Genomic DNA, 26,732 nt, shown 5'->3' with positions numbered 1-26,732 from the left:
TAAAAGATGGCTTAATTAACCAAAACACTTGACAATGAAAATTACATTGAGTACAATTGAATTAAACGCAATGAAACAAGAACGAGTTGAATATTAATGATAACGCTATATTAGTTATTGGATAAATTATTAAAATAAATGTTATAACAAAAATAAAGATCAGAGGGAGAAAAAATATGAATAAAGCAAAAATTGCAGTAAGATATTACACACAGTCAGGGAATACAGAAAAATTAGCATTAAGAATAGCTGATACTGCGGGCATAAAAGCCTCAACTATAGATAAATCAATTGATGAAAAAGTAGACATACTGTTTATAGGAGCATCTGTATACTGGGGTGGAATTGATAAGAATATGAAAAAGTTTATTGATTCTTTGTCACCTAATATGGTAGGAAAGGCTGTAGTATTTAGTACGTCAGCTATGAAAGAAAATGCTTATGCACAAATGAAAGATAGGCTTGAGGCAAAGGGCATTACTGTAGAAAATAATAATTTCTATTGTAGAGGGCAGTTTACATTACTCCATAAAAACAGACCTAATGCTGAAGATTTGAACCATGTGGAAGAATTCGCTAAGAAATTCTTAAATTAAGTAATAATATGAATAATAATAATAATGAGTTTAATTTAGAGAATTATTTAAGTGACGGAGTGGGGAAGATTATAAAAGGTGCTATAAAAGCATCCCTAAGCAATCCCAAAGAAAGTATATTTATGGCAAAGTTTGCTCTTGCAAGTAAAAACGCTAGAAAACTTCGAGTTGAAGCGGAGAAAAATGGAGAACACATTCCACCATTTTTAATTTCTAGTATTACAAGTCAGTGTAATTTACATTGCGCTGGATGTTATTCAAGAGAGAATAATGCTTGTACAGATAAAGAAGTACAAGATCAACTAACAGATATTGAATGGTTAAAAATTTTTGAAGATGCAAAGAACATAGGGGTAGGATTTATATTATTAGCTGGTGGGGAACCTCTAATGCGAGCCGACATAATAAAGGCAGCAGGTAAAATCCGAGAGATAGTATTTCCAATATTCACTAATGGTACAATGATAAAGCAAGAATATATAAATTTATTTGCAAAACATCGTAACCTATTGCCTGTTCTAAGCATTGAGGGTAATGAGATTAAAACAAATGATAGACGGGGTAGTGGTGTTTATCAAAAATTGATTCAAGTGATGGATACATTGAATGATAATAAAATAATGTATGGCGCATCAGTAACCGTTACAAAGGATAATTTAAAAGAAGTCACGACGCAGAATTTTTTAAATAAGTTATATGAAAGAGGTTGCAAGGTTGTATTTTATGTGGAATATGTTCCAGTAGATAAGGATACAAAGGAGTTAGCACCGCAACAAGAAGAAAGAGAATATCTAATAGAAAAATTATCACTACTTAGGAAAAGCTATGATGATATGATTTTTATATCGTTTCCAGGTGATGAAAAGACTTCTGGAGGATGCCTTGCGGCAGGAAGAGGTTTTTTTCATATCAATTCTAATGGTGGTGCAGAACCGTGTCCTTTTTCACCCTACTCAGATACGAATTTAAAAAATACGTCTTTAAGAGAAGCAATTAATTCACCACTATTTAAAAGACTACGTGATAATGACATTTTAATGGAAGATCATATAGGCGGATGTGTGCTTTTCGAAAAGGAAGAAATAGTTAAGTCGTTTCTTGGGAGTGTAAAATGAATGGTGTAATAATATTGGTTGCTATATTATTTGCTTTCTTATATGGAAGTATAAATTATTATATTGGGTTAAGGGTATGGCAAAATCTAGGAATTCATATTCCTTATTTAAATGCAAAGATATATTGGGTACTATTTTCAATAGTAGCTGTATCATATATATTCACTACATTATTACCCTCATTTTTACCATCTATAATATCAAATAGATTGAATATTATAGGGTCATATTGGATGGCAATGATGTTTTATCTTATTTTAATGTTATCTATAATAGATTTAATAAAGATTTTAAATAAAAAATTTGTTTTTATTCCTAGAAGTTTATTTGAAACTGCTAATGTTTCATTAATAGTAACGATAGTAGTAGGTGTATTTATTTTTGGTATAATGGTCTATGGTACGTGGAGTGCTCGAAATGCTATAGTAACAAAATATGATCTTAATAGTAATAAAATTGTAAGTAAGAAGAAGACATTAAAGGTTATTATGGTATCAGATATACATCTTGGAGTTATAGTAGACAATAATAGACTTACTGATATGGTAAATAAAATTAATGAATTAAATCCTGATATTGTGTTTATACCAGGAGATATAATAGATAGTAATCTTGATCCTTTTGTAAAAGAAAAGATGGGAGATAACTTTAAGAGGATTAAAAGTAAGTATGGAGTATATGCTTGTCTTGGAAATCATGAGGGGATAGCCGGCAACGTAGATGATGTTGTTAAGAACTTTGAGAGTGCTGGGATAAATGTGCTTAGAGATAAGGCAGTTTTAATTAATAACAGTTTTTATGTTATAGGTAGAGAAGATACATCTCTAGAGAGAGCTACAAAGGTTAAAAGAAAAGATCTGTCATATTTAATAAAAGATTTAGATAAGTCTAAACCACTTTTACTGATGGATCATCAGCCAGGAAATTTAAGCGAGCCTGAAAATCAGAAGATTGATTTACAACTTTCAGGACACACCCACAGAGGGCAGCTATTTCCTGCAAACATTATAACCAAGGCAATCTTTGAAATAGACTATGGGTATTTAAAAAAGAAAAATTCTCAATTCATTGTATCTTCAGGTTATGGAACTTGGGGACCGCCGATTAGATTAGGTAGTCGATCTGAAATAGTAGAAATGAATCTCAAATTTAAATAATAGATATTTTAAAGGAAATGTATAAAAAGCTACTATATTGCTTAACATAAGTAATGTAGTAGCTTTTATATATATATTATACTGTTAAATATAAAATAAGTTTATACATTGTTTATACTTTGTTTATAGAAAGTAGAGAGGTATAATTTAGAATAGAAGTATAGTGATTTAATACACAACTTTGGAGGTGAAAATGATTAAAATATTGTTTGTAATGGTTGCAATAGTGACAATGATAGCATTAGCTTTTTGGGCTAATGGAGTTAAGTATCTTAAAAAAGATGAGTATAATAAAAAAGGTATTAAATATATTTTGTTAGGCACAAGTGTTACAGGTATATGTATCATTTTAAATGCCATACTTTTTATACCTACATTCTATCAAACGTAAAACAAGATACTAGAATTGTTAATATGACAAGACTATGATAATATATAGATGTATAAGCACATAAGGAGCTTCCTTATGTTTTTTTTTGTAAATTCCAAGTTCGTAATTAATATCCGATGGAGATTTAAAAAAGAAATTAATGAATCCTTATATATTAAAATAAAAAAGATAATGAATGGAGGAAATGAAATTATGTCTAATTTACCTAATTGCCCAAAATGTAATTCAGAATACACTTATGAAGATAGAAGTCTTTTTGTTTGTCCAGAGTGCGCTCATGAGTGGACTTTAGAATTAGAAACAGAAAATAGTGAAGACGAAAATATTGTAAAAGATGCTAATGGAAATATCCTAAGCAACGGAGATTCCGTAACAATAATAAAGGACCTCAAAGTAAAAGGAAGTCCAACAGCTATTAAAAAAGGAACAAAAGTTAAAAATATTCGTTTGACAAATGGTGATCATAATATCGATTGCAAAATCGATGGTTTTGGAGCTATGGAATTAAAATCTGAGTTTGTTAAAAAGGTATAATATTATGAGCTAGGCAAAAGCCTAGCTTTTTTTATGGTATTAAATTGGAACATAATTAGGTTATTCTCTTATAGATTTTTCTAGCTTAAGTTTGTTTATCACTTTTCTGTTCTGCCACCATAACCTTAAAAATACTAACCCAAATAAGAATGTTGGTATACTAAAAAAAATATTAAAATTAGCGATTCTAAAGGTTCCTAATTTATAACTGCTATCTAAAGTTAACATGCCTATGACTAGATTATAAATCGATGGTATAAATTCTAGACACATAACAGTTATCCATAATACGTTAATTCTCATGTAATGTTTTATCTTAGATTCTATATCTGAGTAGACGTCAAACGTGCCTTCTGATGATTTCTTCCTAAGAAATATCCAGCGCATATATGAGGCAACGAATTCAACTCCTGTTTCACCTAAAAACTTAATGTATGCAATACTTTCAGGATGAGTGGGCAAATTTTCTAGAAGTTCAATTCTATAGGTGTATTCATTTTTTGGAGTTTCAGTGAAAGTATATCTACCCCAGGTGTAGTTCGTGAGAGACATTCCCTTAGCAGACATCTCATTGAGCCAGTTTTCTTCTTTTTCATAATTTGAATATATTTTACGGATGACATGGTCCATTATAGCTCGCCCCCAATAATTTTTTTACCATTGCCTATCAATTCTTCAAGTCTATCTAATTCAATCTGCATAATTGATTTCCCCAAATCAGTTATTTTATATTCTTTTTTACGGGAATCTTTCGCGCCTATTACAGACTTTATCCAGTCCTTTTCAAGTAGTGTATTAATTGCACCATATAAGGTACCAGCACCAAGATTAACACGTTCATTACTTAAATTTTTTATATTTTGCATTATTCCATACCCATGCATTGGTGCATAGAGGGATAGTAAAATGTAAAAAACAGCTTCTGTTAAAGCACCTCTTTCTGAACTTTCACCCATATCATAACCTCCTAATATTACTACTACCGATATATCGGTTACTGTAATAACAATATATCACCTACCGATACATTCGTCAAGTTGTTCTATAAAAAATATTAAAAAATAAAAAGCACTGAATTATCAGAGCTTTTTATTTTGTACCTCAAACTTATTTAATAAGAAACACTATTCGTATCTTAATGCATCAATTGGATTTAATTTTGAAGCTTTATCTGCAGGATAAATTCCAAACACCAATCCTACAACAACTGAAAATGCGAAAGCGGCAACTACTATATTGCCTGAAATTACAATTGATGTGGCAAAGAATGTCTTTCCAACATAGGCGCCTAAATAGCCGATGAGCACCCCTAAAAGTCCTCCAAGACCACTTACAATCGCTGCTTCAATCAAAAATTGTGTTAGTATAGTTCTTCTTTTAGCTCCAATTGCTTTTCTTGTTCCTATTTCTTTAGTTCTTTCAATTACTGAAACAAGCATTATGTTCATAATTCCAATTCCACCAACTAAAAGGGATATAGCGGCAACACCACTTAACATGTTACTCATACTTTTAGTAGTTGATGTAGCAGTAGTAAGTAAGCTTGTCTGACTTAATACCCTGTAATAGGTATCAGTAGTTGTGCTAATTGCTAAATTGTTAAGTCCATACTTTTTGTTTAGGAACATTTTGATATATGACATTGCTGTATCTACTTCTGCTTGACTTTTAGCCTCGATATAATAGGTTTTTATACTACTTGACTTAAGTAGTCTCTGTGCTGTTGATAATGGAAGTATTATTTTGTCATCACTGCTTCCAGTAGTTGAAGTTCCAGCTGATTTAAGAACTCCTACTACTTTAAACTGAATACCACTAACATACATTGTCTCACCAACAACATTTGTAGTCCCGAAAATATTATTGGCAGTTTCAGTTCCGATTACAAGTACATTATATCTGTTTTTAACATCTCTAGAGGTTATAAATCTACCAGAACTAACTGTATAACTCTTTACTTCGGCATAGCTTTCATTTGATGCTTCTATTGATGTAGTACTCGTTTTACTTCCTGCTTTTATATTAACATTGCTTGATGAAACTTGTGGTGATATAGCTTTGATACCTGGTTTAGATTTAAGTTCTTTTAAGTCCCCATCATCTATGGTTGCAGTTTTAGTTAGTGACACTGTTATAAGGTTTGTTCCTAAACTGCTTATTTGATCGCTAATCTCTTTTTCTGCACCTTTACCCATTCCTACAAGAATAATTACAGATGATATACCGATAATAATACCAAGCATTGTAAGGAATGAACGTATTTTGTTTGACCACACAGAATATAGCGCTATTTTAAATAATTGTGATATTCTCATGCCGTCACCTCGTTGTAATTTAATTCATCGGAAGTTATGTGACCATCTCTAACGGTAATAATTCGTTTTGCATGGGATGCTATATCTCTATCGTGAGTAATTATTACTATTGTATTTCCCTCATTATTTAAATCTTCTAGAATTTTAAGTACTTCATCTCCAGATTTACTGTCAAGTGCACCTGTAGGTTCATCCGCAAGTATCATCTGTGGTTTGGTAACTAAAGCGCGGGCAATTGCAACTCTTTGCATTTGTCCACCAGATAACTCTGTTGGGTTATGTTTTATGTGCGTACCTAGTCCTACCTTTTCAAGTTGTGCTTTTGCTTTTTCTCTTGCAATCTTATTTGTATATCCTAAATACAATAATGGTAATGTTACGTTATCTAATATACTTAGTTTCGATATTAAATTATAGTTTTGAAAAATAAAACCTATTTTTTTATTTCTTATTTCTGCGAGTTTGTTGTCATTGCATTTAGTGTCTTCACCATCTAAAAAATATTCTCCGGCAGAGGCATTGTCTAGGCATCCAATAATATTCATTAGCGTGGACTTTCCTGCGCCTGAGGGCCCAATAATTGCTACATATTCTCCTTTAGATATTTTTAAATTAACGTTTTCTATAGCTTTAAAAGTACCATTACCCATTTTATATATTTTTTCTACATTAGTTATTTCAATTAAGTAATCACTATTTGATATTTCTGACATGCACTTACCCTCCTGTATTGAGCCATATTATTTAGCAGTTGTTGATTTAGTACCTGTTCCTCCACTAGTAACGCCTGATTGGGCACCGCCACTTGGCATTTGACCACCACTTGGCCGTTCACCGCCACCCATTTGGCCGCCCATACCACCTCGAGTATTAGTGCTGCTGGTACTTGAAGCTAATTGGACTATCAATGATTGTCCTTCTGTAACACCTTTTGTAACTTCAATATAGTCTTCAGTTTCTATGCCAGTTGTAATTTCTACTAATTTACCAGTAGATGCAGTAGAGGTACTACTCTTTTCATCGCTAGTTGTAGTATCGGTAGCTGCAACTCTTACAAATTTTTTATTATTGCTCTCAATTAGAGCTTCCGCTGGTATTACAATTGCATTTTCTTTACTTTGAATTGCGATTGTAACATTTGCATTCATGCCAAGTCTTATTCCTGTTGGAGCATTAACGCTTACAATAACATCGTATGTTGTAGTATTATCAGTAGTGGTACCAGATTGCGCTGCTGACTCAACAGTGCCAGTAAAAGTTTTATCAGCTAATGCATCAAATTTAATAGTAGCTTTCTGGCCGGCTGCTACAGTTGTTATATCCAGTTCATCTACAGAAACCTTAACTTTCATTGTGCTCATATCAGAAACAGTAAGTGAAACTTCGCCAGCTTTTCCAGTAGAACCATTACCACTAACTACAGATGTTACAAGACCAGCTATAGGAGACTTAACAGTCATATTGGCAACTGCATTGTTTGCATCAACTAGTTCAGCATTAGCATCAGTTACTGAATCAATATCATCTGTTATTTTACTAGTGGTATCAGTTATTGTTTTTTTATCATCTGCTATTTTACTAGTAGCTTCAGATATTGTCTTTTCATCAGAGGATACACTATTTGAATTAACAGGTGTAGCACCTTGATCGGTTGCAAGTTGAGTATTTGCAGCTGTAAGAGCAGCTGAATCGGTTACAAGTGAAGCCTTTGAAGTAGCAAGAGTACTTCGATCAGTTGCAAGTTGTGTTTTTGCCTTTGTTAATTTTCTTGTTGCAGTAGTTACAGCTTTTGTAAGATCAGTATTTGTGCAAACAAAAAGTTTCTGACCTTTAGTAACGGTATCGCCAGCTTTGACAGTTATACCTTGTATGTTGCCATTATTGTTAGGTGCCACCTCGGAGCTTGTACCAGCATAAGCCGCTCCTGTACCTTGAATTGTTTTTGATAAACTCATAGTTTTAACAATTGAGGATGAAAATTTTGTGGTAGCAACTGCTGTAGTTTTATTAAAAAATTTATTATATCCAGCATAACTACCAGTACCAATTACAATCACAACTATACCTATTATTATTGCTTTAATTGTTTTACTCTTCATTATTTGCCTCCAGTAATTGTATTGTTTTTATTCTTTTTTTATTAATAATGTAATTATAACCTCTAATCTTATTGTAAATATCTTATAATTATGTGAAAAGTGTGTGATTTTACATTTTCTTCATTTTTAATATTTTTAAGAAATTCAATGTGTTTTTTATTTTTTATTGTTCTTAATTATTTAAGTATAGGTCTTGTTTATTAGTAATATATAGTAAAAAAAATGTAGAATTTGTGCGAAATTAACGATATAATATATAAAAAGATAGTTAGTTATAAATATCAATTAAAGGGGTATGCAAAATGAATGATAATTTTTACAAAAAATTAATTGAAGCATCACCAACAGGGTATGCATACCACAAAATAATATGTGATGAAGACGGTATTCCGTGTGATTATGAATTTATTGAAGTTAATGATGCCTTTGAAAAACTCACTGGTCTAAACAAGTTTGATATAGTTGGTCGAAAAGTTAGTAGTGTTTTACCAGAAATCGTAAAAAGTAATATTAATTTAGTTCGCTTATATGGAGATGTTGCTATCAATGGTGGGGAAAAAGAAATAGAGCAGTACTACGAATTTTTACAGCGTTGGTATAAGATAATTGTCCACTCACCTGAAAAATATTATTTTGCTACATATTTAATTGATATAACCAAGCAGATGAATCAATTATCTGATATGGAAAGGTTAATTGAGATATCAGAAGAATTTTTACAAATAAATGATCATAAAATTAATTATCAAAAGATATCAGATGACTTTTTAAACATATGCGGAGCTAAATATGCTGCATTTAATTTATTTGACGAAGGCGGAAAGAGTTTCACAACCATATCAATCTCTGGGGATAGGGGAATGATTAAAAAAATTTCTCTTTTGCTTGGATTTAAAATTGAGGGAAAGAAGTGGGATGCTGACACCCTAATTGGCGAAAAAATAAAGAATTCAACTATTTCACGTTTTAATTCTTTCAGAGAATTAGTAGGGAAGGTTATACCAGCGCCATTAGTTGTTTTAATTGAGAAAACATTTAATCTGGGGGAAATAATATTAATAACCATTTTAAGAAATAATATTATGCTTGGTCATTTTACTTTAATTATGAAAAAAGGTGAAACCTTTAATAAGGATACCTTGGCAGAAGTATATTCAAGGCAATTAGGCATGGTTATATCGCGTAGACGGGCAGAAGATGAACTATTGAACGAGAGAATACTAACAGATGCGATATTTCAAAGTGCTCCAGGTATGATTTACCTCTATGATGATCAGAGTAGATTAGTTAGATGGAATAAAAAACATGAAGATTTAACAGGGTACTCATCAGAGGAATTATCTAAAATTAACATAATGGATTGGTTTAAGGGTGATGAAGAAAGTCAGAAGGCTGTCATAGAGGGTATTACTAAGGCAGCAACTGAGGGGTATGGTGATGCGGAGGCGAACCTGCAAAGAAAGGATGGTACAACAGTGGCTTTGCATCTTACAGCTAGTGCATTATATTTGGATGGTAAGCAGTATCTAGCAGGTGTAGGTATTGATATAACGGATAATAAAAAAAAGAATGAAGAAATTTACTATTTAAGTTATCATGATCAGCTAACTGGTTTATACAATCGTAGGTTTTATGAGGAAGAGTTAAATAGACTTGATACTATTCAAAATTATCCTCTGACAATTGTTATGGGTGATGTAAATGGTTTAAAACTTATAAATGATTCCTTTGGACATGTCATGGGTGATAACCTTCTTAAAAAAGTAGCAGAAGTGATAATTGTAGGGTGCAGGGTTAATGACATTGTTGCTAGGCTGGGAGGGGATGAATTTGTTATTATATTGCCAAAAACAGATGATTTTGAAGCAGAGCAAATAATTAAAAGAATCACTAAATTGTCACTTAGCGAAAAAGTGGGATTTGTTGATATTTCTATTTCTTTTGGTTACAAAACTAAGAAAAATGAGAAAGAAAAAAATGAAGATATATTAAAAGATGCTGAGGATAATATGTATAAGAAAAAACTATTTGAAGGTCCAAGTATGAGAGGTAAAACAATCAAGGCTATAATAAATACTCTTCATGAAAAAGATCAAGGTGAAGAAGAACATTCCAATAGGGTTTCAGAATTATGCAAAACAATGGGTGAGGTACTAGGTATGAATGGATATGAAAAGGAAGAGCTTAAGTCAGCGGGACTACTTCATGACATAGGAAAAATAGCAATTGACGAAAAATTGCTAAATAAAGTAGGTAAACTTACAGATTACGAATGGGAAGAAATTAAACGTCATCCAGAAATAGGATATAGAATACTAAATACAGTAAACGATATGACGGATATAGCTATGTGTGTATTGTCACACCATGAAAGATGGGATGGAACAGGATATCCAAAGGGTTTAAAAGGAAATGAAATCCCTGTAACATCAAGAATTATAGCTATAGCAGATGCCTATGATTTTATGACAAGTGTGAGAAGTTATAAAATTGCAATACCAAAAAAGAGTGCAATAGACGAGTTACAAAACAATTCAGGGAGTCAATTTGATCCTGAAATGGTAAAGGTATTTATTGAAAATGTATTAGTAAAGGAGGATGAAGGGTGTTTTTAAAAAAACTAAAGATAGGTGAAAAGATGTTCTTAGGTTTCGGCATGATTACAATTTTAATGCTTACCATACTTGGATATTCATATATTAATTTTAGTAAACAAAGCAAAGATGTGAATCTCAATCTTCAAACATACAATGTAATAAGAGAAACAGACACTATGATTATAAGTCTAATAAACATGGAAACAGGGGCAAGAGGTTTTGCACTTACAGGAGATGAAAAATTTTTAGAACCTTTTAACCAAGGAAAAGCTAGCTATGAGATGCATTATAACAAGATTAAACAACTTACTACAGATAATTATCATCAGCAGGATAGGCTAGAAAATCTTAATAACTCATATCAAACATGGTTACAATGGGAGAATACTAAAATATTAGATGTTAGAAGAAAAATAACTGTAGGTCTGGCTAAAATGGAGGATTTGATAGCAATTATTGCATCTGGAGAAGGTAAAGACCAGATGGATACTTCGCGCATAATACTTGATGATATTGTCAAAGAGGAAGAGCAGATACTAGTTGAGAGGCAAAATAAGCTTGCTAAAATGGAAAGCCAAACTGCAATTGTACTGTCATTGGGTGGTCTTTTAGCTACGTTACTGTCTATTGTTATATCAATTTTAGTAATTAGAATGGTAGTTGAGCCAATTGTGACAGTAACTAATACTTTTAAGGAAATATCAGATGGAGATGTTGACTTAGATGTTAGGTTAAAGACTAGTTCTGATGATGAACTTGGAGAGATGGCAAGGTATTTTAACACTTTTATGACAAAGTTAAAGGAACTTATTATTGAAAATCAAAATTATAGTTGGATTAAAACAGGTCAGGCTGAGTTAAATGAAAAAACAAGAGGAGAACAAGATATAGTTGCATTATCAAGTAACATAATTACATATATATCTAAATATTTAAATGCTCAAGTTGGTGCAGTATATATTAAAGCAGCGGATAATACCTTTAACTTATTTGGAAGTTATGCCTATAGTCAACCTGAGAATTTATCAAAGAAAATTATAGCAGGTCGAGGAATTATAGGACAAGCTATTTTAGAAAAAAATACTATTGTGGTTGAAAATGTACCTGAGGACTATATTAAAATAGAATCAGGAATGGGGATGGCTACACCTAGAAATATTCTTGTTACACCTTTTGTATATGATAATGAAGTTATAGGGGTCATAGAATTAGGATCTTTCAATAAATTCACTGCGGTACAATTAAATTTTTTAGAAGTAGTGAGTTCTGGTATTGCAAGCACTGTGAATTCTCAAGAGGTTAGAGTTAAGGTGGCGAAACTACTCTATAAAACCATGGAGCAATCAGAAGAATTGCAATCGCAACAAGAGGAATTAAGGCAAAATAATGAGGAGTTAGAAGAACAGACAAGGGCATTAAAGGAGTCAGAAGCATACCTTCAAAAGCAACAGGAACAACTCAGAGTTGCTAATGAAGAGCTTGAAGAGCATACAAAAGTACTTGTTAAACAGAAAAATGATATATATAATAAAAATGAAAATTTGAAAAAAGCACAGATACAAATTCAAGAGAAGGCTAAAGCACTCGAAATCGCAAGTAACTATAAATCAGAATTTTTAGCAAATATGTCTCATGAGCTTAGAACTCCTCTAAATAGTATTTTGGTTCTGTCTCAAATGCTTGCTGGCAAAAATGATACTACACCCCTAACGATTAAACAGCTAGAGTTTGCGAAAACCATACATTCATCTGGTAAGGATTTATTAACTATTATAAATGACATTTTAGACTTATCAAAAGTTCAAGCAGGAAAGATGGATATAAATTTTGAAAAATTAAATTTATCAGAATTGGCTAAGTATGTTGATCGAACTTTTAGGGCAGTAGCAACTCAGAAGGGACTTAGTTTTAAATTCCAAATTGAAGATGGATTGCCAGAAGATATTGTATCTGATTCACAAAGGGTGCAACAAATAGTGAATAATTTGATATCTAATGCAATTAAATTTACTAGTAATGGTGATGTTACAATGACTATTCATGCTGCTGAAAATCTTGGTGTTTTAAATTCTTACAACGATATTCAAGATTTTATTGGAATATCAATTACAGATACCGGTATTGGAATACCAATTGATAAGCAATCAGTTATTTTTGATGCCTTTAAACAATCTGATGGTACTACTAGCAGAAAGTATGGAGGTACTGGTCTGGGGCTTTCAATTTCAACTGAATTAGCACAATTGCTTGGAGGCTGGATTTATCTAGTGAGTAATGAAGGACTTGGAAGTACCTTTACGTTAATACTTCCACTTATAGGGAATGGTCAAAAACAGTCAGCAGAAGATTTTATTATAGAAAATATTAGAGTGAAAAACGAAATATCAGAATATGATACTACTATTAAAAATGATAGTATCAATGATATAAAAATTATAAACTCAAATGAAAGGTTTTTACTTATAATCGAAGATGATGAGGATTTTGCAAAGGTACTTTTAGAACTTGCTCATGAAAAGGGCTATAAGTGTTTAATTGCAAAAGATGGATTAACAGGCATAGATTTTGCAGTTAAATATGAGCCAGATGCTATTTTACTAGATATAGGACTTCCTGATATTAGTGGATGGAAGGTAGTAGAGAATCTTAAGAAAAATAAGAAGACAATGAATATTTCAGTGCATGTAATATCTGGTGGTAATTATTGTAATTCATCAGAAAAAATAAATAATGTTTTGAGTTACCTTAAAAAACCAGTAAGTTTAGAGGGGCTTGAGGATGTATTTATTAAAATTCAACATAATATTTTAAAACCGGTAAAAAAAATACTTATTTTAGATGTAAATATAGATGAATTTGGAACTGTTGAAGATGTTTTAGGTAAAAAAGGTTATCAGATAACATTATCAGACAGTGGACTAGAGGCCTATAATTTGTTAAAGACTGAACTGTTTGATTGCTTAATACTGAATTTAAAGACTAAAGATATCTCTGGGTTTGACTTGCTAGCTAAGTTAAACAGAGATAATGTTTTCGGTTTGCAAATAATTATTCACACGGAAGATGAACTTTCGCAAGACGATGAACTAGAACTTCAAAAATATACTCAAAGCATTATTATTAAAGGGGCACGATCAACTGAAAGACTTGTTTCTGAGGTGAGTCTTTTTCTCCATGATTTAGATTCTAAGATAGAGGGAAAGAAAATTAATATTATAAAATGTGAACATGAAATGGAAAATTCATTAAAAAATAAAAAAGTTCTTGTGGTTGATGATGACATGCGAAATATATTTGCACTTACTAGTCTGCTTGAAGAAAAGGGGATAGAAGTAGTTGTAGGACGAACGGGACTTGAGGGAATAAAAAGACTTAATGAAAATCCGGATATTGATCTGATTTTAATGGATATTATGATGCCGGATATGGACGGATATGAAGCAATGTGTAATATAAGACGTGGAGAGAAATTTAAAAGAAAACCGATTATTGCAATAACAGCAAAGGCAATGAAGGATGAAAAACAAAAATGTATTGATGCCGGAGCTGATGATTACCTAACAAAACCTATTGATATGGATAAGCTTATCTCCCTTTTAAGGGTGTGGTTATATAAATGATAAATAAAGAATTAGAAAATGAGGAAATAGAGATTAAGCTTCTTCTAGAAGCTATAAATATGAAATATGGATATGATTTTAGAAACTATTCAAGTGCCCATATGAGGCGTAGGATTCACAATAGAATGTTATTATCCGGGATTGTAAGTGTATCAGAGATGATGCACAAAATTATCTATAACAAGGAATTCTTTAATCAAATATTATCAGACTTTTCTATTAATGTAACTGAAATGTTTAGGGATCCATCTTTTTATATAGAATTCAGAAAACATGTTATTCCTATACTAAAAACATACCCATTTATAAGAATATGGCATGCCGGATGTTCTACAGGTGAAGAAATATATTCAATGGCTATTTTATTAAAAGAAGAAGGGCTATATGATCGGGCACAAATTTATGCAACGGATTTTAATAAAACTGTTTTGAAAAGGGCAAAAGAGGGGATTTACGACATTGACGATATTAAAGAATATACTTATAATTATCAGAGGGCAGGTGGGAATGCCTCATTTTCAGATTATTATGTTGCCCAATATGAGTCAGTAATATTTAACTCATCACTTAAAAAAAAGATTACATTTGCTGAGCATAACTTAGTAACAGACGGAGTTTTCGGTGAAATGCATGTTATTATTTGTAGAAATGTATTAATATATTTTAATAAAGAATTACAAAGTAGTGTTATAAAACTGTTTTCAGATAGTTTATCCAATGGTTGTTTCCTTTGTCTTGGATCAAAGGAAAACATTAAATTTACGACTAGTGCTGAAAATTTTCAAGAATTTGTTGCTAATGAGAAAATTTATAGTAAAAAATATCTTCTTTAATAATATCTTCTTTAAAAAGATTGATAGGAGGGGAGAGAATGAAAATTAAGGCTTTAGTCATAGGAGCCTCTGCTGGAGGCCTAGATGCTATTAGTACAGTGATTAGCGGGCTTAAAGAGGACTTTAGTGTGCCTATTTTAATAGTTCAACATATAGGAAGACATCCTTCCAAATATATGGTTAAGTACCTTAATGATATATGTAATATAAATGTATATGAAGCTGAGGAAAAAGAGAAAGTATTACCTGGAAATGCTTATATCGCTCCACCTAATTATCATTTATTGGTAGAAGGTGATGAAACATTATCACTTACAGTTGAACCAAAAGTAAATTATGCAAGACCATCTATTGATGTGCTCTTTGATTCAGCGGCAAATGTATATGGAAATGGACTTATAGGAATTATATTAACTGGTGCAAACCGTGATGGTAGTAATGGATTAAAACGTATAAAGGAACTAGGTGGAATTACTATAGTTCAAGATCCAAGAACAGCAACATCAAATACAATGCCAATGGCGGCAATAGCTCTAACCAAGGTGGATTATGTATTAAAGCTTAGCGAAATTAGCAATAAACTTAATGAATTGGTGGTTGATATGAATGAACCAAATCGATAATATTAATATATTAATTGTAGATGACAGGCCAGAGAATCTGCTTGTTTTGGAAAGTGTACTTGAAAATATGAATTGTAATATTGTAAAGGCTTTAGCAGGGAATCAGGCATTAAGTTTATTGCTTGATTATGATTTTGCACTTGTACTTCTTGATGTTCAAATGCCAGATATGGATGGGTTCGAAACCGCAGAATTAATGAGAAGTAGCGCTAGAACAAGGTATATACCTGTAATATTTGTAACTGCGATAAGTAAGGAGCAAAAATGTATATTTAAGGGTTATGAGGTTGGAGCTGTAGACTATCTTTTTAAACCTATTGAACCAGTAATACTACAATCTAAGGTTAGGGTTTTTATTGACCTTTATAATCAAAAGAAAATAGTTGAGGAGCAGTCAGAATTACTTAAGTTAAAGGTTGAGGAATTATTAGAGCTTAGGGAAGCTAACTCTAGATTAGAGAATCTTTCAATTTGTGATGCCCTTACTGGGATTTCAAACAGGAGGCATTTTGATAAGTATTTAGAAACAACATATAAAAGCAGGAGGCGTTCAGGTAAACCATTATCTTTGATAATGGCGGACATTGATTATTTTAAAAGATACAATGATAATTATGGGCATATAAAAGGTGATGAATCTATTATTGAGGTAGCGAAAGCTATGGCTTCTAGTGTAAGGCGTCCAACTGATTTAGTAACAAGATATGGTGGAGAAGAGTTTGCTATTGTTTTGGCAGAAACAGATAAGGATGGAGCAATAACCGTAGCAGAGAAAGTAAGAAAAAAAATTAATGAATTGGCTCTTAGAAATGAGTACTCAAATGTAGCACCCTACATTACTATAAGTTTGGGAGTGGCAACAATTTTGCCAAGTGATGATTGTTCAATAGAAGATTTTATTAATAGAGCAGATAAGGCTTTATACAAAGCAAAAGAAAGTGGTCGCAATAATACAATTTCATATGAAGAATAAAAAAATGACATTCTTAGATTTTAAGAATGTCATTTTTTATAATAGTAGAATATATTTTACTATTTAGGTGGCATAACAGTTGCAATACCTTTAAGAACAACAACTCCATCTTGATTAGTACATGTTGTACTCAATTTCATAATGTTTTTTTCTTCCTTCTTTTCAATAACTTCAACTTCGGCTTTTATTGTATCTCCGAATCTAACTGGTGCTGTAAATTTAAGCTCTTGACCAAGATAAATAGTTCCTGGTCCTGGCAATTTAGTTCCGAGGACTGCTGATATAAAACCTGCAGTAAGCATTCCATGTGCGATTCTACCTTTAAACATTGTTGTTTGTGCTTCTCGTTCATTTATGTGAGCAGGATTTAAATCTCCTGTTATACCTGCATAAAGATATACATCAGATTCGCTTACAGTTTTTTCAAAAGAATCCTTATCCCCAATATTTAGTTCATTCATTGTTAAACCTTTCATTAATAATTCCTCCTGTTTTTTATAAATTACACAACCTTATTTTTATAAATTATACTACTCCAAATGATGCAAATAGAATACATACTGCGGTAGCTATAAGTGGTATAACAACTGTACACATTCCTATATCTACGTATGATTGTTTATGAGTCATTCCTGTTATACCAAGTAAAGTTATTACGGCTCCGTTATGTGGAAGTGTATCAAGTCCACCACATGCTATTGCAGCTATTCTATGAAGAACTTGTGGATTAATTCCGAGTACTTGAGCTTTTTGAAGGTAGGTTTCACCTAGTACTCCAAGAGCGATACTCATACCGCCAGATGCGGAACCTGTGATACCTGCAAGGATGCTTGTAGATGCAGCTAATGATATAAGGGGCGTTCCTGGTATTGCAAGTATCCCAGCTTGAAGGATAGCAAATCCACCTAGTGTTTTAATAACATTTCCATAACCAACTTCTGATGAAGTATTTGCAATTGCAAGCAGTGAACCAATAGCGCCTTTATTAACTGTATTAGTTACGTTTTCGATGTTTTTCCAAAATATAATTAAACTAATAACGATAGCGACAACTAACGCTGAAATTAAGCTCCATATACCCTGTACACTTGCTAATTTTATTCCTCCGAAACTTTTTAAGAAATCTCCATTCATTGTAGCAAAAACATACTTACCTAATAAATAATTTACAACTAGAACTAAGATTATTGGTATTATAGCGAGCGAAAACTTAGGTAACTTAGATATATCAACGTCTTTGATTACTTCCTCTTTATGATTACCATAACCTTCTCCTGCAGCCATGGCTTTTTTTGTTCTACGAGTAAGCCATAACATACCGCCACCAAACATTACTGCTGACCCTATAAGTCCGATTATTGGCGCTGCATATGCATTTGTACCAAAGAAAGGCATAGGGATTGCATTTTGTATTTGTGGTGTTCCTGGTAATGCTGTCATAGTAAATGTAAATGCACCAAGAGCTATTGAACCAGGTAAAAATCTTTTTGGAATATCTGCTTCTTTAAACAATGCTGCTGCAATAGGATATACTGCGAATGCAACTACGAATAATGAAACACCACCGTATGTTAATATTGCACAAGATAAAACTACTGCAAGAATTGCTTTATCTTTTCCGAGTTTACTGCTAATGGCATAAGCTATAGATTTAGCAGCTCCTGAGTCATCCATAATTTTACCGAAAATTGCTCCTAATAAGAATATAGGAAAATATGCCTTAGCATATGCTGCAAAATTAACCATAAATACTTCAGTATAATTAGCTAAGACATGAGTCTGGCCGCTTTGAAATAAAACAGCAAGTAATGCTAAAACTGGTGCCAAAATAAGAACTGAAATTCCTTTGTAAGCTAAATACATTAAAAGTCCTAAAGAAATAATAATACCAATAAGTCCCAACATAATAAGTCCTCCCTTAATTTATAATTTTTTATATTTAGAAATAAACATATTGAAATTTAAACATTTAATCCCATAATCTTATCTTCAAAAATTCTTTCATCCATCAGAGTTAAATTTTCTGAAATTATTGGTTTAAAATCCATATGTGCTAAAATATCTTTTTCAAGATTAACTCCTGGGGCAATTTCTTCTAAAGTAACACCTTCTTTAGTTAATCTGAAAACTGCTCTTTCGGTAATATATAATACTGGTTGAGCTACATCTATTGCATATTCGCCACTAAAAGTAATTTGCTCAACATTTTTAATGAATTTATTTGATTTGCCTTCTTTTATTATGTTTAATTTTTTATCTTGTATTTCAATCTTTAATCCACCAGCTGTAAAAGTACCGCAAAATATAACTTTTTTAGAGTTTTGAGTTATATTTATAAAACCACCGCAACCTGCAATTTTAGGGCCAAATTTACTTACATTAATATTTCCTTTTTCATCGCATTGTGCAAGGCCTAGGAATGCGATATCAAGACCGCCTCCATCATAAAAATCGAATTGATTACTTTGATCTAGTATGCTTTCGGGATTTATTGAGGCTCCAAAGCTTAAACCACCTGCAGGAATTCCGCCTATTGGCCCCGATTCCAAGGTAACTTTCATTTCTCTACCAATACCTTCTTCATTTGCTACCATGGATATTCCTTCAGGTACACCTATTCCAAGGTTAGTAATGGCATTCGGGATAAGTTCCATTGCAGCTCTTCTAGATATTATCTTTCTCTCATCTAATTTTAAACCTTGAATATCATTTAATGCCATTTTTATCTCACCATTATAAGATGGATTGTATTGCTCAGCATAAGTTTGCATATGATTTTCAGGTTTTGAAATTACTATTGCATCAACAAGTATTCCAGGAATTTTAACTTTTCTTGGATCTAGAGAACCGTTGGCTACTATTTTTTCAACCTGCAGAATTACAATTCCACCGGAATTTTTAGCTGCTTGTGCCATAGATAATCCATCTAATGTTACGGCTTCTTTTTCCATAGTTGCATTCCCACTCTCATCAGCATAAGATGCTCTAATAAGTGTTACATTTATAGGAAAAGTTTTGTAAAATAAGTATTCCTTATTATCGATTTCAAGAACTTTAACTATATCTTTTTTTGTGAAAGAGTTTAATTTACCTCCATCTATCCTAGGATCAACAAAAGTTTTTAAACCAACATGAGTTATGGTTCCAGGTTTACCTGCTGCAATATCTCTGTAAAGGTGAGATATTACACCTTGAGGGAGATTATAAGCTTCAATTTTATTATCTATAGCAAGCTTTACTAGTTTAGGTGCAAGTCCCCAGTGACCACCGATTACCTTAGAAACTAAACCCTCTTCACCCAGATGATTTAAACCCTTTTCTTTTGAATCTCCTTGGCCAGCTGCATATATTAAAGTTAAATTATTAGGGGTACCTTTTTCAAGAAAACATTCACTAATCTTTATTGTTAATTCTTCAGGGTGGCCACAACCGATAAATCCTCCAATAGCAACGGTGTCTCCACTTTTAATTAAAGAGATTGCTTCGTCACTAGACATAATCTTTTTCATTTTATTTTTGACCTCCTTTTTACTATATTATTAGTCAAAATCCTTATAATTATTAATTAAATTACTCATAATTATTAATAGCAATTGTCGTGCCAAGAAAAATATAATAAAAATTGAGATATCCTCGATTTTTTAGCGTTTAATTTGAAAAAAATGTCGTTATGTGTAAAAACATGTACATTAAAGAGAACACTTTAAATGTAAACCTTATCATATGGTACTTAAAAGCGAACAGTATTTTTTGAAAATATCAATACTGTTCGCATAAATGAACAATTTAATGCTTATTTATAGTAATAATTATTATACAATTCCCAAAGATCCAAATATAATACATGCAATTGTAGCTAGAAGTGGTATAACTACTGTACACATTCCAATATCTAAGTAGGATTGCTTATGTGTCATTCCTGTAATACCTAGTAGAGTTATTACGGCTCCATTATGTGGAAGTGTATCAAGTCCGCCACATGCTATTGCTGCTATTCTATGGAGTACTTGTGGATTAATTCCAAGCACAATAGCCTTTTGCATATAAGTCTCACCCAGGACTCCTAGGGCAATACTCATACCACCAGAGGCTGAACCTGTTATACCTGCAAGAATACTAGTAGATGCGGCAAGTGATATAAGTGGTGAACCCGGTATAGCAAGTATACCAGCCTGGAGAATAGCAAATCCACCAAGTGTTTTAATTACATTTCCATAACCAACTTCTGATGAAGTATTTGCAATTGCAAGGAGTGAACCTATAGCTCCTTTATTAACTGTATTAGTAACACTTTCAATGTTTTTCCAAAATAAAATTAAACTAATAACTATAGAGACAACTAATGCTGAAATCAAACTCCATATACCTTGTACACTTGATATCTTAATTCCACCGAAAGCCTTTAAAAATGTTCCATCCATTGAGGCGAAAACATATTTTCCTAATAAAAAGTTAACAACTAGAACTAAAATTATTGGAGTTATAGCAAGTGGGAACTTAGGTAATTTAGATAAATCAACTTCTTTGATTATTTCTTCATTATGATTACCATATCCTTCGCCTGTAGCCATAGCTTTCTTTGCTCTCCTTGTAAGCCAAAGCATACCCACACCAAACATTACACCTGATCCTATAAGACCTATTAGAGGTGCTGCATATGCATTTGTTCCAAAGAAAGGCATTGGAATAGCGTTTTGTATTTGTGGTGTTCCTGGTAATGCTGTCATAGTAAATGTAAATGCACCAAGAGCAATTGATCCAGGTAAAAATCTTTTTGGAATACCTGCTTCTTTAAACAATGCTGCAGCTATAGGATATACTGCGAACGCAACAACAAATAATGAAACTCCGCCATATGTTAATATTGCGCAAGATAATACTACGGCGAGTATTGCTTTGTCTTTTCCGAGTTTACTACTGATTGCATAAGCTATAGATTTGGCAGCTCCTGAATCATCCATTATTTTACCGAAAATCGCACCTAGTAAGAATATTGGGAAATATGCCTTAGCATACGCTGCAAAATTAACCATAAAAACTTCAGTATAGTTTGCTAGAACATGAGCATCTCCGCTTTGAAATAAAACGGCAAGTATTGCTAAAACTGGTGCCAAAATAAGAACTGTAATTCCTCTGTAGGCTAAGTACATTAATAAACCTAAAGAAATAATAATACCAATAAGACCAAACATGATAGTTCCTCCCTTTGTTTTATATTAATTAAAAATTATAATTTTAATCCCATTTTTTCTTCTTTGAATATTCGCTCGTCCATTAAATGTAGATTTTCAGAAATTATTGGTTTGAAATCCATATGTGCAAGGATGTCTTTTTCAAGATCAATTCCTGGGGCAATTTCAGTAAGGACTACTCCTTTATTGCTAAGTTCAAAAACAGCTCTTTCAGTAATATATAATACACTTTGTGCTACATCTACTGCATACTCACCACTAAATGTAATCTGCTCAACGGCGCTCGTAAATTTATTAGTTTTACCTTCGTGGATTATTTTTAATTTTCCATCTTGTATAGCAATATTTAGACCACCAGCTGTAAAAGTACCACAGAAAACAACTTTCTTAGAGTTTTGAGTGATATTAATAAAACCGCCACAACCTGCAATTTTAGGACCAAATTTACTTACATTAATATTTCCACGAGCATCACATTGCGCAAGACCAAGGAAGGCTACATCAAGACCACCTCCATCATAAAAGTCAAATTGACTATTTTGATCCAGGATCATTTCGGGATTTATTGAAGCGCCAAAGCTTAAGCCACCTGCAGGGATTCCACCTATTGGACCGGATTCTAAAGTAAGTACCATTTTGTCACCAATACCTTCTTCGTTTGCTACCATTGATATTCCCTCAGGAACTCCAATTCCAAGGTTAGTGATGGCATTAGGAATAAGCTCCATTGATGCTCTTCTAGATATTATTTTACGAACGTTTAGTTCTAAACTTTGAATATTATCAACTGCCATTTTTATCTCACCATTATATGATGGATTGAATTGCTCAGCATAAGTTTGCATATGATTCTCGGGTTTTGAAATTACTATAGCATCCACAAGTATTCCTGGGATTTTAACATTCCTAGGATCAAGAGTGCCATTTGCAACAACTTTTTCAACCTGAAGTATTACAATCCCCCCAGAATTTTTGGCTGCTTGTGCAATAGATAATACATCTAATACTACAGCTTCTTTTTCCATAGTAGCGTTTCCACTCTCATCAGCATAAGTAGCTCTAATAAGTGCTACATTTATAGGGAAAGTTTTATAAAATAAGTATTCCTTATTTTCAATTTCAATGACTTTAACTATATCTTCTTTTGTACAAGAGTTAAGTTTGCCTCCCTCAATTCGGGGATCTACAAAAGTTTTTAAACCAACATGAGTTATACTTCCAGGTTTACCTGCTGCAATATCTCGAAAAAGATTAGAAATTACTCCTTGAGGAAGGTTATAAGCCTGAATCTTATTTTCAATAGCAAGTTTCGCTAGTTTAGGAGAAAGACCCCAGTGACCACCTATTACCTTTGAAACTAAGCCCTCATGAGCAAGGCGGTTTAATCCTTTTTCCTTTGCATCTCCTTGTCCGGCTGAGTACACCAAAGTTAAGTTATTGGGAACTCCCTTTTGCTCAAAACACTGATTAATTTCTATGGTCAATTCCTCAGGGTGGCCAGAACCTATAAATCCTCCAATGGCTACAGTGTCACCATTTTTAATTAAGGATATTGCGTCTTGACTTGACATAATCTTTTTCATTTATATACCCCTCTTTTATTATATTATTAAGACTTGATATATTTATAACGAGCAATAATCATGCCAACAAAATAAAACAAATTAATACATAAAAACAGATAATTAGTGTAATTTCACTGTTTTAGACAAAAAAACATGTGATAAATATGGATATATGTACGATAAGTAGAACATAAATTATGTAAACATTATCATTTTGTACGAAAAAATGAACATTATTCTTAGAATCTAAGAATAATGTTCATAATTTAAAACACTTATAAGGGTATATTATATTTTTGTATTTTTTCATATAAGCTTGTTCTTCCAATTTTTAGAATTTTTGAAGCTTTAGTTTTATTTCCATCTGTTGATTTAAGTGCATCTATAATAGCTTGTTTTTCTGCTGCGAAAATAGTTTCTTCAAGACTTTTAATAATTTTAATTTCATTTCTTCCTGTAATATTTCTAGGGAGGTCAATGGGGGAGATAATATTACTATCCTCTATCAAATTAATTGCTCTCTCCAAGATGTTTTCAAGTTCACGAATATTTCCCTCCCAGGAATAATTTTTTAGATAATATTCAGCATCATTGGAAACGCCTATTACTTTTTTGTTTAAGTCCTTAGAGATTTTATTGATAAGATGATTTGCTATTAGTAAGATATCATCTTTACGTTCACGAAGAGATGGAATCATAATAGTAACAACATTTAATCTATAATAGAGATCCTGTCTAAAATTACCTTCGTGCATAGAGTTTTCAAGGTTTTTATTTGTTGCAGCTATTATACGGATATCAACCTTTTTACTACCTATTGATCCAATTTTATCAACTTCTTTTTCTTGAATAGCTCTCAATAACTTTACTTGCATATGAAGAGGCATATCGCCAATTTCATCTAAAAATATTGTCCCGCCATCCGCTTGTTCAAACTTTCCTGTTTTGCCTTCCTTTTTAGCGCCAGTAAATGCACCTCCTTCGTAGCCGAAAAGCTCAGACTCTAATAAATCGCTAGGAATAGCCCCACAGTTTACTTTTACAAAAGGTGCATACATTCTATCACTAGCTAAGTGTATTGCATGGGCAAACAATTCCTTTCCTGTGCCACTCTCGCCAAGTATGAGTACATTGGAATGTGTTTGAGCTGCTTTGCGTGCAATAGCTTTAGCTATAAGAATTTGTTCACTTGTTCCTATAATGTCATCAAAGGAATAAATTGCTGTGTTCAGTTCTTTTAAACGTGTTTTATATGTTTCAAGTTCCTTTTTCATGTTTTTAATTTTGCTATAAAGATTATTAAGTTCTTTTAGATTTCTAAATAAAACTTTACCAATTGCACCAATTATTTTGCCATTTTTAAATATAGCTATTCTACTGGCGATCATATAACTACCTTTTATGTATTGTAGTTGAGCATTTTCCATTTCGCCTGTTTGCGCAACTATATGCATTCTTGTATTTTCTATAACATCTGTAACAAGCCTTCCTACAGCATTTTCCTGCGAGGTTCCTATAAAGTCACAATATGATTTGCTAATCATAGTTATAATTGCATTATTATCTACAATGACAATACCATCGTATGCATTATCTACTAGTGTTTTCAATATTTCTAAAGCATCTTTTTCAAAATCCATTATAAAACCAGCTCCCTAATATATAGTGTGTTTAAAGAGTTACTCTAATACTACTATATTAGTTTATTTATACCTATTTGAAAAGTGAGTTATTGAATTTTATTTATATAATAATACTTTATACTTAAAAAAAGCGATTTCGATGTAAAAAACATCAAAATCGCTTTAAATTATTTATTCTTTAATGTATTGATTTGAGCTATCATTTCTGGGATAACTTTTATGAAATCTCCAGCTATTGCAACGTCCGCAGCTTTCATTATAGGCGCTGTTGCATCTTTGTTTATAGCTATTATAAAATCAGAATCCTGCATACCAGCTAAATGCTGAATTGCTCCTGAAATACCACATGCTATATACACTGTAGGTCTAACAGTTTTTCCTGTTTGACCTACTTGAACTGCTTTATCTATCCAACCATTTTCAACTGCAGCTCTTGATGCTCCAACTACTCCACCTAGCGTAGCTGCAAGTTTTTCAAGCAAAATAAAGTTTTCTTTGCTCCCAACTCCACGACCGCCAGATACTATAATATTTGCTTCGCCAATATCTGCTAAAACTGAAGCAACTTTTACAACATCTATACTTTTAGTTCTGATATCGGATTCATTAAGATTTACAGTAACTTTTTCTATAGGGCAAGTTCTATTAGTATCTTTAGTTAATTTTTCAAAAACTCCAGGTCTAATAGTAGCCATTTGTGGTCTATGATCTCCACAAACTATAGTAGCCATTAAGTTTCCTCCAAATGCTGGTCTTGTCATCATTAAATTGTTGTTTTCAGTATCTATATCCAATGAAGTACAATCTGCAGTAAGACCTGTTGCAAGTCTTGCTGATATTCTAGGTCCTAAATCTCTTCCTAAATAAGTTGCTCCAACAAATATTATTTCTGGTTTTCTCTCGTTTGCAAGGTCACATATAACCTTTGTATATGCATCAGTTGTAAAATGACCGAGTAATGGATGACTAGCAACTATTACTTCGTCTGCTCCATATGCTACTAGCTCTTTCACTATATCATCTGTTTTATCTCCAAGTAATACAGCTGTTAATTTTTCTCCTAACTTATCAGCAATTTCACGTCCCTTACCTAAAAGTTCGAATGAAATTTTTTGAAGTTCTCCATCTCTTTGTTCTGCAAAGACCCATACGCCTTTGTAATCTTCTAAATTCATAACATAATCCCTCCTACGTCTTAGATATAGTGATTTTCTTTTAATTTTGAAACTACATATAATGCAGCTTCTCCTGCTGGTAATTCTATTAATTCGCCTTTTCCTTTAGGTTCTTTAGTCATTGACTTTTTAACCTTTGTTGGTGAACCTTTAAGTCCAAGAAGAGTTATGTCTGCTCCGATATCTGCTGCATTCCAAACTTTTACTTCTTTAGTTTGGAACATTTCAAAAATGCTCTTTATGTTCATATATCTTGGTTCATTTAATTCTTTAATAGCTGTTAAAAGTACAGGAGTCTTAACTT

23 protein-coding genes are annotated in these 26,732 nt (G+C 32.3%); 10 read left to right on the top strand and 13 right to left on the bottom strand.

Annotated features, from left to right (window positions below):
- Positions 1 to 176: 176 nt before the first annotated feature.
- The 5 genes from KPL55_RS15405 (at position 177) to KPL55_RS15385 (ending at position 3,793) form a co-directional block, all read left to right on the top strand.
- Positions 177 to 596, top strand: coding sequence for a flavodoxin family protein (locus KPL55_RS15405; protein ID WP_216307634.1), 420 nt, complete (start codon positions 177 to 179; stop codon positions 594 to 596).
- Positions 597 to 604: 8 nt separating this feature from the next.
- Entirely contained in the window at positions 605 to 1,711 is a 1,107-nt protein-coding gene (locus KPL55_RS15400; protein WP_216307633.1) for a radical SAM/SPASM domain-containing protein, read from the top strand.
- On the top strand, positions 1,708 to 2,868 hold the full coding sequence (locus tag KPL55_RS15395) for a metallophosphoesterase (protein WP_216307632.1): 1,161 nt from the start codon (positions 1,708 to 1,710) through the stop codon (positions 2,866 to 2,868). Before KPL55_RS15400 ends, KPL55_RS15395 begins: the two co-directional genes overlap by 4 nt.
- A 193-nt stretch (positions 2,869 to 3,061) precedes the next feature.
- Complete coding sequence (locus KPL55_RS15390; RefSeq protein WP_216307631.1) at positions 3,062 to 3,259, top strand: hypothetical protein; 198 nt, start codon at positions 3,062 to 3,064, stop codon at positions 3,257 to 3,259.
- A gap of 192 nt (positions 3,260 to 3,451) precedes the next feature.
- A complete protein-coding gene (locus tag KPL55_RS15385) occupies positions 3,452 to 3,793 on the top strand; it encodes a zinc ribbon domain-containing protein YjdM (RefSeq protein WP_216307630.1) in 342 nt (113 codons plus the stop codon).
- A gap of 60 nt (positions 3,794 to 3,853) precedes the next feature.
- Here KPL55_RS15385 and KPL55_RS15380 read toward each other — a convergent pair whose 3' ends face one another.
- The 5 genes from KPL55_RS15380 to KPL55_RS15360 all read right to left on the bottom strand — a co-directional run bounded on the left by KPL55_RS15380 (position 3,854) and on the right by KPL55_RS15360 (position 8,207).
- Positions 3,854 to 4,423, bottom strand: a complete 570-nt coding sequence (locus tag KPL55_RS15380; protein WP_216307629.1) for a DUF2812 domain-containing protein — start codon at positions 4,421 to 4,423, stop codon at positions 3,854 to 3,856.
- On the bottom strand, positions 4,423 to 4,749 hold the full coding sequence (locus KPL55_RS15375; protein ID WP_216307628.1) for a PadR family transcriptional regulator: 327 nt from the start codon (positions 4,747 to 4,749) through the stop codon (positions 4,423 to 4,425). The genes KPL55_RS15380 and KPL55_RS15375 overlap by 1 nt, the downstream gene beginning before the upstream one ends.
- 168 nt (positions 4,750 to 4,917) lie before the next feature.
- Entirely contained in the window at positions 4,918 to 6,108 is a 1,191-nt protein-coding gene (locus tag KPL55_RS15370; RefSeq protein WP_216307627.1) for an ABC transporter permease, read from the bottom strand.
- Positions 6,105 to 6,821, bottom strand: a complete 717-nt coding sequence (locus KPL55_RS15365; RefSeq protein ID WP_216307626.1) for an ABC transporter ATP-binding protein — start codon at positions 6,819 to 6,821, stop codon at positions 6,105 to 6,107. Before KPL55_RS15365 ends, KPL55_RS15370 begins: the two co-directional genes overlap by 4 nt.
- A 27-nt stretch (positions 6,822 to 6,848) precedes the next feature.
- Positions 6,849 to 8,207 carry an efflux RND transporter periplasmic adaptor subunit gene (locus KPL55_RS15360; protein ID WP_216307625.1) on the bottom strand — a complete coding sequence of 453 codons (1,359 nt, stop codon included), beginning with the start codon at positions 8,205 to 8,207 and terminating at the stop codon, positions 6,849 to 6,851.
- 302 nt (positions 8,208 to 8,509) lie between these two features.
- Between KPL55_RS15360 and KPL55_RS15355 the strand changes: the two genes are divergently transcribed.
- From KPL55_RS15355 to KPL55_RS15335, 5 genes are read left to right on the top strand one after another with little or no spacing between them, the layout of a single operon-like run.
- On the top strand, positions 8,510 to 10,822 hold the full coding sequence (locus tag KPL55_RS15355; RefSeq protein ID WP_216307624.1) for an HD domain-containing phosphohydrolase: 2,313 nt from the start codon (positions 8,510 to 8,512) through the stop codon (positions 10,820 to 10,822).
- Positions 10,813 to 14,424: a response regulator gene (locus KPL55_RS15350; RefSeq protein ID WP_216307623.1), complete on the top strand. Its 3,612-nt coding sequence runs from the start codon at positions 10,813 to 10,815 to the stop codon at positions 14,422 to 14,424. The genes KPL55_RS15355 and KPL55_RS15350 overlap by 10 nt, the downstream gene beginning before the upstream one ends.
- The gene (locus KPL55_RS15345) at positions 14,421 to 15,257 is read left to right on the top strand and encodes a CheR family methyltransferase (RefSeq protein WP_216307622.1); all 837 of its coding nucleotides are present in this window, start codon (positions 14,421 to 14,423) and stop codon (positions 15,255 to 15,257) included. The genes KPL55_RS15350 and KPL55_RS15345 overlap by 4 nt, the downstream gene beginning before the upstream one ends.
- Before the next feature lie 38 nt (positions 15,258 to 15,295).
- A complete protein-coding gene (locus KPL55_RS15340; RefSeq protein WP_216307621.1) occupies positions 15,296 to 15,880 on the top strand; it encodes a chemotaxis protein CheB in 585 nt (194 codons plus the stop codon).
- Positions 15,864 to 16,853 carry a diguanylate cyclase gene (locus KPL55_RS15335; protein ID WP_216307620.1) on the top strand — a complete coding sequence of 330 codons (990 nt, stop codon included), beginning with the start codon at positions 15,864 to 15,866 and terminating at the stop codon, positions 16,851 to 16,853. Before KPL55_RS15340 ends, KPL55_RS15335 begins: the two co-directional genes overlap by 17 nt.
- 59 nt (positions 16,854 to 16,912) lie before the next feature.
- On the opposite strand, the gene KPL55_RS15330 is transcribed toward KPL55_RS15335, so the two are convergent.
- From KPL55_RS15330 to KPL55_RS15295, 8 genes are all read right to left on the bottom strand, one after another.
- The gene (locus KPL55_RS15330) at positions 16,913 to 17,329 is read right to left on the bottom strand and encodes a MaoC family dehydratase (RefSeq protein WP_216307619.1); all 417 of its coding nucleotides are present in this window, start codon (positions 17,327 to 17,329) and stop codon (positions 16,913 to 16,915) included.
- Between the two features lie 49 nt (positions 17,330 to 17,378).
- Positions 17,379 to 18,758, bottom strand: a complete 1,380-nt coding sequence (locus tag KPL55_RS15325; protein ID WP_216307618.1) for a GntP family permease — start codon at positions 18,756 to 18,758, stop codon at positions 17,379 to 17,381.
- A 56-nt stretch (positions 18,759 to 18,814) separates the two neighbouring features.
- The gene (locus KPL55_RS15320) at positions 18,815 to 20,362 is read right to left on the bottom strand and encodes an acyl CoA:acetate/3-ketoacid CoA transferase (protein WP_216307617.1); all 1,548 of its coding nucleotides are present in this window, start codon (positions 20,360 to 20,362) and stop codon (positions 18,815 to 18,817) included.
- 303 nt (positions 20,363 to 20,665) lie between these two features.
- Positions 20,666 to 22,045 (bottom strand): GntP family permease, encoded by a 1,380-nt coding sequence (locus tag KPL55_RS15315; protein WP_216307616.1) that lies wholly within the window; start codon positions 22,043 to 22,045, stop codon positions 20,666 to 20,668.
- Positions 22,046 to 22,080: 35 nt separating this feature from the next.
- Positions 22,081 to 23,628 carry an acyl CoA:acetate/3-ketoacid CoA transferase gene (locus tag KPL55_RS15310; protein ID WP_216307615.1) on the bottom strand — a complete coding sequence of 516 codons (1,548 nt, stop codon included), beginning with the start codon at positions 23,626 to 23,628 and terminating at the stop codon, positions 22,081 to 22,083.
- Between the two features lie 257 nt (positions 23,629 to 23,885).
- The gene (locus KPL55_RS15305) at positions 23,886 to 25,250 is read right to left on the bottom strand and encodes a sigma-54 interaction domain-containing protein (RefSeq protein WP_216307614.1); all 1,365 of its coding nucleotides are present in this window, start codon (positions 25,248 to 25,250) and stop codon (positions 23,886 to 23,888) included.
- Positions 25,251 to 25,420: 170 nt separating this feature from the next.
- Positions 25,421 to 26,428 (bottom strand): electron transfer flavoprotein subunit alpha/FixB family protein, encoded by a 1,008-nt coding sequence (locus KPL55_RS15300; protein WP_216307613.1) that lies wholly within the window; start codon positions 26,426 to 26,428, stop codon positions 25,421 to 25,423.
- A gap of 20 nt (positions 26,429 to 26,448) precedes the next feature.
- Positions 26,449 to 26,732, bottom strand: a 284-nt coding sequence (locus KPL55_RS15295) for an electron transfer flavoprotein subunit beta/FixA family protein (RefSeq protein ID WP_376770455.1), incomplete at its 5' end; no start/stop codon positions are given.

The organism is Clostridium lacusfryxellense, assembly GCF_018861735.1.
In the GTDB taxonomy this organism is placed as follows: Bacteria; Bacillota; Clostridia; order Clostridiales; family Clostridiaceae; genus Clostridium_AD; species Clostridium_AD lacusfryxellense.
The sequence above is the reverse complement of the archived record's forward strand: the minus strand, read 5'-3'. Positions and strand labels throughout refer to the sequence as shown.